The following is a 10,756-nucleotide window of genomic DNA, read 5'->3' as shown; positions in this document are numbered from 1 at the left end:
AGCACAAAACGTGTACCTGCATATGCAGGTACACGTTTTGTATGCATGCCTCATCAGCCGCTCAAACCGCTGACAAGCCAAACGAGCCTAACCGTCTTTAGTGACTGATACGGGTGCCGTATACATCCCGGTATATCTTATTCTGTTGGTCATTTTCGTTATTCACGCGGACGCGTTCCACCTTATTCCGTTCATTATCTTTCCCGGAAACGCGATCCACCCTGATACGATCCAAGCGAATCTGCCGGAGTTCCGGTTCAAATTCATTCATGGCACGGTCCATATCCGAATCAACGGGAGCGCCGTTTTTTAACGCCCTATAGAATACTGCCGCCATCTCGTAACGGGTCATCGTCCGATCACCGGAAAAATCACCGTCCGGATAGCCTTCCAAGATACCGTTCCCGGCAAGCTTGGATACGTATTCGTAGGCCCAATGATTTTTAGGAACATCAGGGAAATCCGCCGTTTTGGTTGTATCCAACAGTCCCAAGATGGCATTCATTTTCTGTTCCATCGTATCTAAGCGCTTCTTTAAATCCTTATTTTCATCACGCAAGTCCACAATTTCTTTCGCCATCGCGACTTTGGACGTGGAAACGTGATTTCCCTGTCCCAGCTTAACGCTGACGCCGGCATTGACCATATTATTGCCATTGCCGAAGGAGCCGCCTACGCTGAACATGGTATCTTCATTGGGACGGTAGAAAGCGCCGACCGCTACTGCGTGGGCGTCTTTGTAATTTCCGTACCCGGCCGCAACGTCCCACTTGTCGTCAGGGTCGAAATCGAGCGGATGAAGGGCCGCCAACGCCGCCGCTCCCGCGCCGACTTTATTGACGCGGTCGCCCAGCTCGCCTACTTGATTGCCCATGTTGTTGATTGTATTGCCAAGATTGGTGATATTATCGGCATTCGTCTTGATCTGACTGTCCAGCGCTTTATCCGCAGCCGCTAAGGTTCCGCGGTTTTGGATGTAGTTGGTGTTCTTGTAAGACTCTTTCAGCGCCGTCGTGCTTGTCGCGCCGATTGTATCCGTAATGGCCGTATCGGCCGCTTTGCGGTCACCCACTTCCGTCGCCAAGTCGGAGGCCTTCGCCACGTCTTTGATGACGATGTTCCCTGCAGCGGCGCCGGAATAATTATCCTGCATGCCGATCGTTACGGTGCCATTGGCAATACTATATTCTCCGGCTTTGGCGGAAACATCTTTCAGTTTACCGTCGAGCGTCACCGCAGACTGATCACCTTTAGTCAACGAAACCGTTCCGTCCGCACCGATCGTACCGCCGGTGACAGAGGCATTTGCCACACCGTCCGTGATCTTCTGATCCACTTGCCCGACAGTAGCCACGTCATTCGCGGACGTGCCGGCTGCCACGTTATGAATCTGCTGATTATTCATGTCCACCGTAGTCTTGGTGATCGTCGGTCCGCCTGTAATGGTCATACCGTTAGTATTTATCGTCGTATCTCCGGCTTTTACCGTTGTCGCGTTGACCGTATTCGTCATGACGCCGTCCTGATTGATGATCGTGTTTCCGGCCTTGATGCTGCCGTCGGTTCCCAGATCAATATTTTTATTCAGGCTGATCTCATAATTAGCCCCACCTTGTGCATTCACTCCCGCTTGTACAGAAATATTCTTTCCTGCCGTCACGGAAGTATGCTTCTGTGACGCTGAGGCAGCCTCATTAGTCTTCTTTTCCAGTGCCTTTAGCTGTGCTACATTGACAGCATCAGTATCTTCTGTACCTGCTGCCACACCGGTAATCTGACGGGTAATCTGATTTGCCGCGTCGCCGACAGAAATAGCGTTCGCCGTAGATTTCCATACGCCATCGGTATCATTGGAATGATCAACACCGAAAACATCATAGCCAACCTTACCTTTTTCAGTAGATGCCACAGAACCGCTTCCCAATGCCACTGTATCTGCCACGATCGCTTTTGCATCTTTCCCCATAGCTACGGAATTTTCCGCAGTTTCTTCCACAATGCCGCCGGAAACGGCAGCGCTGTTCTTTGCATTTGCCTGACTGCTAAATCCCATAGCGGTAGAATAATCCCCATTGGCTTGTGATTTTGCGCCGCTTGCCAAAGACAATTTGCCAGCTGCAATCGTGCTGCCGCCCATTGCCGTGGAACCGGCGCCGGTCGCCTGTGTCGCGCTTCCCATCGCTGTAGAAGCAACTCCAGAGGCAAGTGTTGCAACCCCCATGGCTGTGGAACTTTCTCCGGAAGCAGTCGTTTCAACCCCCATGGCAGTTGACCAATTATTAGTAGCCTTCGTATCATTCCCTAAGGCTACAGACCATGTACCGGACGCTTCCGTTCCTTTTCCTAATGCTACGGAATCCTGACCGCTTGCCTTAGCCTGATCACCGCCGGCAATGGCATGAGCTCCGCTGGCCACGGATTCAAAGCCGAATGCAGTCGCCGCTCCACCGGTAGCGATTGTACCGCTGCCCATGGCAGTCTGCGCTTCATTTCCAGCCCCCGGCTGTCCGGCAGGCGCACCTGCCTGCGTATTATAGCCTAAAGCAACCGATTCAAGGCTATATGCTTTTGCACCATGTCCAAGCGCCACGGTCCCCTGCTGTTCAGCTAACGTACCGGCCCCAATCGCAACAGCGCCCCAGCCATTTGCATTTGCACCATTTCCTACGGCAAAAGAGAAATCACCTTTCGCCGTCCCACCGGTAAGCGCTATCGCTTTCAAACCTTCCGCCTTGGCACCTGCGCCAACTGCCAAAGCACGGTCACCGGTAGCACCATCATTATTATAATTTGCTTCACTGCTGCTACCCTTTGCAGAGAAGAAATGGATCTTGCTTCCCTCTACTGCCGTATCCACTGCCGTTTTAACCGCTTTCAGCTGTGCCACATTGACAGCATCGCTGTCTGCTGTACCTGCTGCCACATTGGTAATCTGGCGGGTAATCTGCTTTGCTGCGTCACCTACCGAAACAGCAGCTGCTGTCGATTTCCATGTTTCCCCTGTATTAGTGGATACGGTTCCTGTCAGGGGGTCATATCCTGCCACCCCTTTATTTATGGCAGCGACCGAGTTCGCTCCGAGCGCCACGCCGCCTTCCGTCGCCACATTCGCGTCTGTGCCGATCGCTACTGCATTCTTGACACTGGTCGTCAATCCGCTTGCAGAAGAGCCAAGGACGATGCTTCCGTCCGCGCCTGTCAATGTCCTCTTATCCCCAAGAACAAGGGCGCCCGTCGTATTTGTCACATTATTTTCAGAGCCCATCACGGTGACATGCTGCACATTTGTCGCTTCATTCTTTGAACCGGTAATGGAATTGTACTGGCTTGCAGTTGTTTTGCCCGTCAGTTTATTCCCGATACCTGTCACCTGTGAGAACTGTCCATTGTCTACTGCGTTCGCTCCGCCGATTACCAGCACATCTCCGCCGCTATCCTTCACGGCTGCCGCCAGTGATGCCGTCAATCTTTCCGGCGTGCTTGTATCTAACGCGCTTGTATCAAGACTTACATCTCCGTAAGAATTCGTAATAAGATTGCCTGCGCCAAAGATGAGGGCTGCATTGGCATTCTTCGTCGTATTGGCCACACCGACGATGCTGTTGGCCACACCATCAAAAGTTCCACCCGTAGAAGCATCTACTGTATTCAATGTACCAAATACGCTGGCTGTCGCTCCCTGGAATTGGTTGCTTCCCACTTTGACAGAAGAACCGAGGCCTGCCACGATGGACGCAATGCCCTGCGCCCCGTCATTGTCGTAATTGCCCAAATTCTTAAGCGCAGCGTCCATATCATTTACGCTGTAATAGTGGGCCTTTGCCGCATCAACGGAATTGTTTAATCCGGTTACCACCGCATTGAGCTGGCTGCCGTTGATAGCATCGGTGGAGGTTGCGCTGATCAGTCCCGGCGCCACGTTCTGGATACGGCGCGTCTGATCGGCAGAACCGACAGATACAACGCCGACTACTTTATCCCCGCCGGCAAAGTTGACGGTATTTCCTGCCACTGTATCACTTGTATAGGTCTTATCTATTCCTTTCGTCGTGTCACCGCTTGCTACATACGCAGAGCTGTCACCAAGGAACACGGAATTATCGGCTGTCGTTGTGACCTTGTTGCCCAAGACGAACGCATTCTTTGTTGTCACTGTATTATCATTGCCCAGTACATAGGAACCGGTTCCGCTGACTGTATTCGGATCACCGATGGCTCCGGAACCTTCGGCAGTCACTTTATTTCCCGTACCGATGGCAATGGCTTTATTGGCAGACGCCACAGAATTATGACCGATGCTGACCGTTTCGCTGACGCCGTTAATCGCCGCCTTAGCTGCATCCGTATCGGCACTGCCGAGAATGATATTGTTGGCATTTGTTCCCGTTACAGTATGATTGTCGCCAATGAGGATATCGGATGTCCCCTCTTCCACCTTATTTTGGGAACCGACGACAGTCACATGGGTTACATTCGTTGCCGTGTTCTTAAAACCGTCAAGCATATTGAACTTGCTGACCGATTCGCTTGCCCCCTTCAATGTATTGTTGACACCGATCATCTGGGAGGCCTGTGTATAATCCGCTGTATTTCCGCCACCGATGGCCAACGTCGCACCGCCACCATCAGAATTTTGAATCCCTTGCCGTAAAACATCGGACATGTCATCAACAGTCAATAAGCTTGTTAAGGTATTAACACCATTAATTGATCTCACAGAATTACTGATTTTATTTCCTGCACCGTAAATAAGTGCTCCATTCGCATTCTCAGTAATATTTGCTAAGCCAACGATACTATTGGCAATACCGCTAGAGGTACTCTTCCCTGCAGACCGGATACTATTCAAGGAGCCGACCACATTGGCCCCGAAATTTTGAGAACCATAGAAGTAACTGTTGAAACCACCTGCACCGGTAAAGTCTCCGCTGATAACAGAGTATGCACCATACATATTGGCCAAGGCACCCTTATTGTACGTATTCGTACCAATAGTCGTCATGCCCACAATATTTGCTTGCGACGTGTTATCAATCACCGTACCGCCCATGGTATATCCGTCAAAAGTATGCGAACCAATCTGGATGCTGGCCGTACGGGCAAACGAATTTGTACCGATGGCAATACCGCCGGCTGACTTATCCGCATTAATAGGAAGATTACCAGACGCATAGTTATCTGGCATGAAGCTTAACGCTTTTTCCTGTTTCCCGCCGCCATTTAAAACTTTTGCATTTTTACCCATGGCAATGCTCGTTAAATCAAGTCCATTAGTTGTAATGAGGGCATTATCTCCGATAGCAATACTGCTGGTTCCAGTAGCATTACCACCATTTCCCAAGACTTGTGCTTTATTTCCTATGGCTATGGAATTTTTTGTATTTGCAGCGGCCTCTACGCCTGCAGCCAATGCATTTTCTCCCTTCGCACCGTTTCCGTTATAGTTCCCTTTGGTGCTGTCTGTGGAGTTCACTCCGTAAAAATGCGCCTGCGCCGCTTTCAGCTGCGCCACATTCACTGCATCCGTATCGGCGCTGCCTGCTGCTACATTGATGATTTGGCGGGTGACGCCGGATTTCCCGACCGATACGGCGCCCGAAACAGACTGATACGGGGATAGGAGGGCCGCTTTCGCTGTCTTTGCCGCATTTAAGGCTGCGAGCGCTTTATCCATTGCTGTTTTATCTGCGGCGGCATTAGTCGATTCGTAAGTCGCCTTTGCCTTATCATAATTATCTTGGGCAGTAGCGATATTATCATTGGTCGTATTCAATTGTGCTGTCTTTCCCATTGCGGCCGCGATGCTTGCTTCGTCAGTAATAACTTTTTTGCTGAGAGGATCATACACGGAATAACCGGCTGCGCGATCGGCTACAGAGCCACTCCCCAGCGCCACGCCGCCTTCTTTTGTCACACTGCTGGCGGCACCGACGGATACACCGGATACGCCGGTAGCAGATGCACTTGCGCCACTTCCGATAGCAACGGTGTTCGCCGCCTGAGCATTCGTATTATAACCCACAGCCACGCCGTTATCGGCTGCCTGCTGTACTTTCGCATTCACACCGGCAGCAACGGAATACATTCCACCTGCTCCTGCTGTAGCTATTAATGTGCCCAAATTATTCCCTACTGCCGCCACGCCGGTATTCGTCGTATTGACATGGAAATAACCGTTGGAAATCCCTTTCAACTGTGCCACATTGACCGCATCCGTGTCATTCGTGCCTGCTGCCACGCTCGTAATCTGGCGGGTTACTCCAGCACCATTTCCTACGGATACAGCCCCTTTATTAGACTTCCAAATTCCGTTATTTATCGTAGAAGCCTTGCCTGTTCCAAAATCATAACCGATATTTTTGCTATCTGTGGTTGCTGCTGCACGATTTGCCACAGCATTGCTTCCCAGTGCCACACCGTCGTCAACAGTCGCACTGCTGGATACGCCCAAAGCCATGCCGTTTTTAGCCATTACATTCGCTGCATTTCCGACAGCCACGCCACCTGTAGCATCCACTTCACCATTGTAAGTCCCTGTAACCAAACCCGTCGTCGAATCGACCGTTCCCGACCCGCTGGTCGCTCCCACTCTCGCTCCGTTTCCGATAGTCACGGCATTTTTAGAAGTAGAGCCAATCACATTATTATAACCGGCTGAGAAGCCATCCTGCCCGCCCGCCTTATTGCTATTCCCAACCGTCGTTGCACGAAGACCGGTATTTACATTATTTTCACCAATGGCATAAGCGTTATTCGACCCGATTTTATTGGCATTTCCCAGCGCATAGGACGTCGTGCCCGTGATGATATTTCCTGCGCCAAAGGCGTAATCATTTTGTGCCTTAGTCTGATTACTGTTACCGACGGCGACGCTGGATACACCGCTCGTCGTATTTGACTGTCCCAGAGCTACGCTGCTGCTACCTGACGCCGTATTCTTCACGCCGATGGCCACAGCGTTTCCTTGTGATGCATTGTTGCCGGTTCCTACGGCTATAGCATTCGTGCTCCCTGCCGTATTCTGGTAACCGACTGCCAATGCCTGCGCTCCTGTGGTTACTGCCGTATTTCCGACAGCCACTGATGAAGCCTGATTGGAAGAGGAACCTGTACCAATGGCCACGCCTGGCCCCTCTCCCGCAGGATTCGTCGCCGGCGCTGCATGTACGCCGACAGGAGCCACGGTCAGCATAAAAGCCGCAAAAACCGCTCCCAGAGCGGGTTTAGAGGCTCTTACCCCCCTCCCCCGATTTTTCGCAATCCCTGTCATTTCCGAAACGACTACATAGCAATTTTTAACCTTACTCCACATTACTTTGTAAATCTTATTCATTCTTTTCCTCCTTCAGATAAAGGGTCAAAAATACTAAAACTTGCCAGTGTCCGAAAATCCGGTAGTCATGCTCTTTTTCGCTTTTGCAAGTAAGTATTTCTTCCTTTTATCCCTCCCTGTACGCTATGTCCTCGCAATATAACATTACAGACTAAATTTTGCCACATTACACATTCAAAATGCAATATATTTTTTATAATTTATAATCAATTTACAATGTACCATTGCATTAATCTTATGTATTAACCACGAATATTAGCTTAAATAATGTTACATGTTTCATATTTTAATAATATATCGCCAAACCGCATCGATACCCCAATGCTCCCGCCGCCCCGTTTTTGTCTTATCGACTTAAAGAAAATGACAGTGTCTATGCTTCCACTGTAAATGCCTTGCCAACAGAAAACTTTCTTTTTTTCATCAGTTCGCACCGTCTTTACCTGACCGATGTCGGCCGGACGCATCTATATAGCCACACCGATCATTTACATATTTATTCATTTTCACCGGTAATCACAGTACCGCTTAATTGCATATTTTGTATAAGGAAAAAAGCCCCCGTACGGAGGCTTTTTTCTTTATCGCTATTCTATTGACGGTACACCCGGCATCGAGACCGTTTTTGTCATCACTTCTCCCGTTTATCGATACGCGTTTTCGTAGATTTCGACGACATCCGCCTCGGATAAGGGAATACGGTCGGAGGCGAATAAAAAGGCCATGGCCGATTTCGCAATGCGTGCCATTTCCGGGAATTCATCGGGTACGATGCCGTAATCGGACATCTTGAGCTCGGCAACACCGCAAGCTTGCTGCAACGTCTTCAAGGCGCTGATGAAGTCTGTCGGAACGGCGGCATCGACCTTTCCCAAGGCCTTCGCCAGCCGGACAAACCGTTCATCACAGGCATGGTGTTCGATAAAATAGGTAAAGTAGGCTTCACTGAGCATAATCAGGCCTGCGCCGTGCGGCAGTTCCTGATGAAACGCGGAAAGCGAATGCTCCAGCGAGTGTTCGCTGACAGTCGAGCAGACGACCATTTCGACGCCGCCGAGATAACTGGCAAAGGCCACCTTTTCCCGCGCTTCCAAATCAGTGCCGTCGGCAACGGCTCGCGGCAAATAGGCGGCAAGATGTTCAATCGCCGTCAAGGCGATCATTTCGCTCATGTCACTGGCTTTATTGGCGATATAGCCTTCAATATTGTGAAATAGCGCGTCAAACCCCTGATACGCCGTGAATCGCGGCGGCACCGTAAGCATCAGCTCGGGATCAATGACAGCGACCTGCGGAAACAGGGAGAGATCCTTGATCGGCGTTTTTTCACGTGTTTCCCTGTTGGTAATGACGCCGCCCATATCCGTTTCCGAACCGGTTCCCGCCGTCGTCGGTATGGCCAGGATCGGCAGCGGTTTCGCGGCAATGGCTTTGCCCTTTCCCGTACCGTTGGTAACATAATCCCAAACATCGCCGCCGTTGGCGGCGACGACGGCAATCCCCTTGGCCGCGTCAAGCACGCTGCCGCCGCCGAGGGCGACCAGAAAATCGGCTTTTACCTGCGCCGCATAATGGCCCCCGGCAGTAACCGTCGTATGCAGCGGATTCGCTTCAATCTTATCAAACAAAAACGTCTCCGCACCGGCTTGATGAAGCTGTTCTTCCGTCCGTGAAAGATAGCCGTTGACTTTTACCGATTTCCCGTTCGACACGACGATCAACGCTTTTTTCCCCGGCATCGTCTGCTTGTGGAGATTGTTCAGCTGCCCGCAGCCAAACAGCACCTTTGTCGGTATATAAAGATTAAACATAATCCATTCCCCCCTGTTTATCCGGATGCAAGTTTGATTTCCATTTCATCATAGCATTATCTTCCCTTCATGGCAAACACTGACAGCCGATTTTCCGCAAGAAGAAGATACGCCTTTATCCGCTATTTACCGGCGAGGCTTGTATGACAGATTCTTGTCGATCTCACGTCTATTGTTACAACCTTTTCACACCTTGGAGTAAATCGTCGTTTTCGCTGTAAAACCGTCTCCTTTCGTGCTAGAATAAACCCATTCTTACAAGAAGGTTTGCATCATGAAAAAAATATGGGCGCCTTTAGTTGCGTTAATGATGATGACCGCGCCGCTCTACGCAGCCGACACGGCGGCTCCGACTTCACCGGAATGGAACAGCGGCAATAATCGAGCCGTCGTTTCGCCTGATAACCGGTCCTACTCCTATCGAGATGGAAATGCCGATCAGAAAAAAGACAACGACACGGCGCAGAAAGAACCAGCGACGAATCGCTATGATCAAGCAGGCCGTACGAACAAGACGGCGCCGTCCTCCCATGTCGCCACGCGTACCCGGAACGACAACGCCGGCCAACTCAGCCGCAGCGAGGGAAAAGAAAATCGGTCTTATACGGTTGCCACGAAAGATGATAAGTATCGACAGACGAACAAGACCGATCTGAAAAAAAATGATCAACATAAGGAAAACGAAAAAAAGCTGAAGGAAAAGCAAAAAAACGAAAAAAAGGATGAAAGTGCACAGAAGTTGCCGTTCTTTCAGACAAGATAATTTCAAATTCAGCTGTCATGTATGTAAAACAAGAGCATCTCGCCGCGCGAATTCTACGGTCTATATCGCGATCGCGGCGAGATGCTCTTGTTCGCCATACTAAAAAAGCGGGGTTCATCCTCTATGAAATACTTGCATTTTCATAGTCCCAGTATATATACTATAACAATAGTATGTCGGTTCGAGCACCGCTTACGCCGTCGTCTGTCCGGTACGTTCCGGCATTTGTTATGGGAAAGGATCTATCATGAACAAAGCCATCATCCCTCTTTTTCTGTTGCTGAGCACGCCGCTGCCTCTCCTGGCCGCCGCGACGCCGGCAGCGATGCAGGAAGAGCAAGCGCAGCATTCTTTCCCGTCTCTGCGGGAAAGAATGAATTTACGGCAAGAGCTTGCCATAGAACAAACGAAAAAAACACCGGCAACACCTGTTTATGAATATAACATCCATCCCGCTCCCGCCATTGCCGACCGGTTCAACACGGCGCCGCATCCGGTCCCGACAGGGACCGCAGCAAGTACGCGACCGCTCCGCGCCGACGCGGGCTTAGCCGGCGAAAGAGGCGTTCAGGGGCGTCGCGACGATAAGCAAGAGACCACATCCCGATCTGCCGTAATGAAGGCGCCGCGAAAACGAAGAAAAACGGTAAGGATACCAAAATCGCCGAGAGAACAAGAAAAAAGGCCAATCATGCAGCCGGAAAAATCGCCAAAAAGGCTATCCAAAAAGGGATTGATGCAAAAACGGCGCCGGCCAAGGCCGGCATCAAAGCGGCTAAAATGGGAGCCGACGTTGCCAGAAAAATATTGGGTTGGCTGTTCTGACAGATACAAAAAAGGAAGACTGCT

Annotated in this window: 4 protein-coding genes; 2 read left to right on the top strand and 2 right to left on the bottom strand. The window is 50.5% G+C overall.

Annotation, left to right across the window (positions count from 1 at the left end):
- Positions 1-97: 97 nt before the first annotated feature.
- Both HMPREF1250_RS12110 and HMPREF1250_RS09925 read right to left on the bottom strand, forming a co-directional pair.
- Positions 98-7,333 carry an autotransporter adhesin gene (locus HMPREF1250_RS12110; protein ID WP_023054540.1) on the bottom strand — a complete coding sequence of 2,412 codons (7,236 nt, stop codon included), beginning with the start codon at positions 7,331-7,333 and terminating at the stop codon, positions 98-100.
- Positions 7,334-7,977: 644 nt separating this feature from the next.
- Positions 7,978-9,144, bottom strand: a complete 1,167-nt coding sequence (locus HMPREF1250_RS09925; protein WP_023054539.1) for an iron-containing alcohol dehydrogenase — start codon at positions 9,142-9,144, stop codon at positions 7,978-7,980.
- Positions 9,145-9,418: 274 nt separating this feature from the next.
- Between HMPREF1250_RS09925 and HMPREF1250_RS09920 the strand changes: the two genes are divergently transcribed.
- Both HMPREF1250_RS09920 and HMPREF1250_RS09915 read left to right on the top strand, forming a co-directional pair.
- On the top strand, positions 9,419-9,907 hold the full coding sequence (locus HMPREF1250_RS09920; protein ID WP_023054541.1) for a hypothetical protein: 489 nt from the start codon (positions 9,419-9,421) through the stop codon (positions 9,905-9,907).
- A gap of 247 nt (positions 9,908-10,154) precedes the next feature.
- On the top strand, positions 10,155-10,756 hold a 602-nt coding region (locus HMPREF1250_RS09915; protein ID WP_023054542.1), incomplete at its 3' end, for a hypothetical protein.

It is taken from the genome of Megasphaera vaginalis (ex Srinivasan et al. 2021), from assembly GCF_000478965.1.
In the GTDB taxonomy this organism is placed as follows: Bacteria; Bacillota; Negativicutes; order Veillonellales; family Megasphaeraceae; genus Megasphaera; species Megasphaera vaginalis.
Note: the sequence above shows the minus strand (reverse complement) of the source record. Positions and strands in the feature narration are given on the sequence as shown.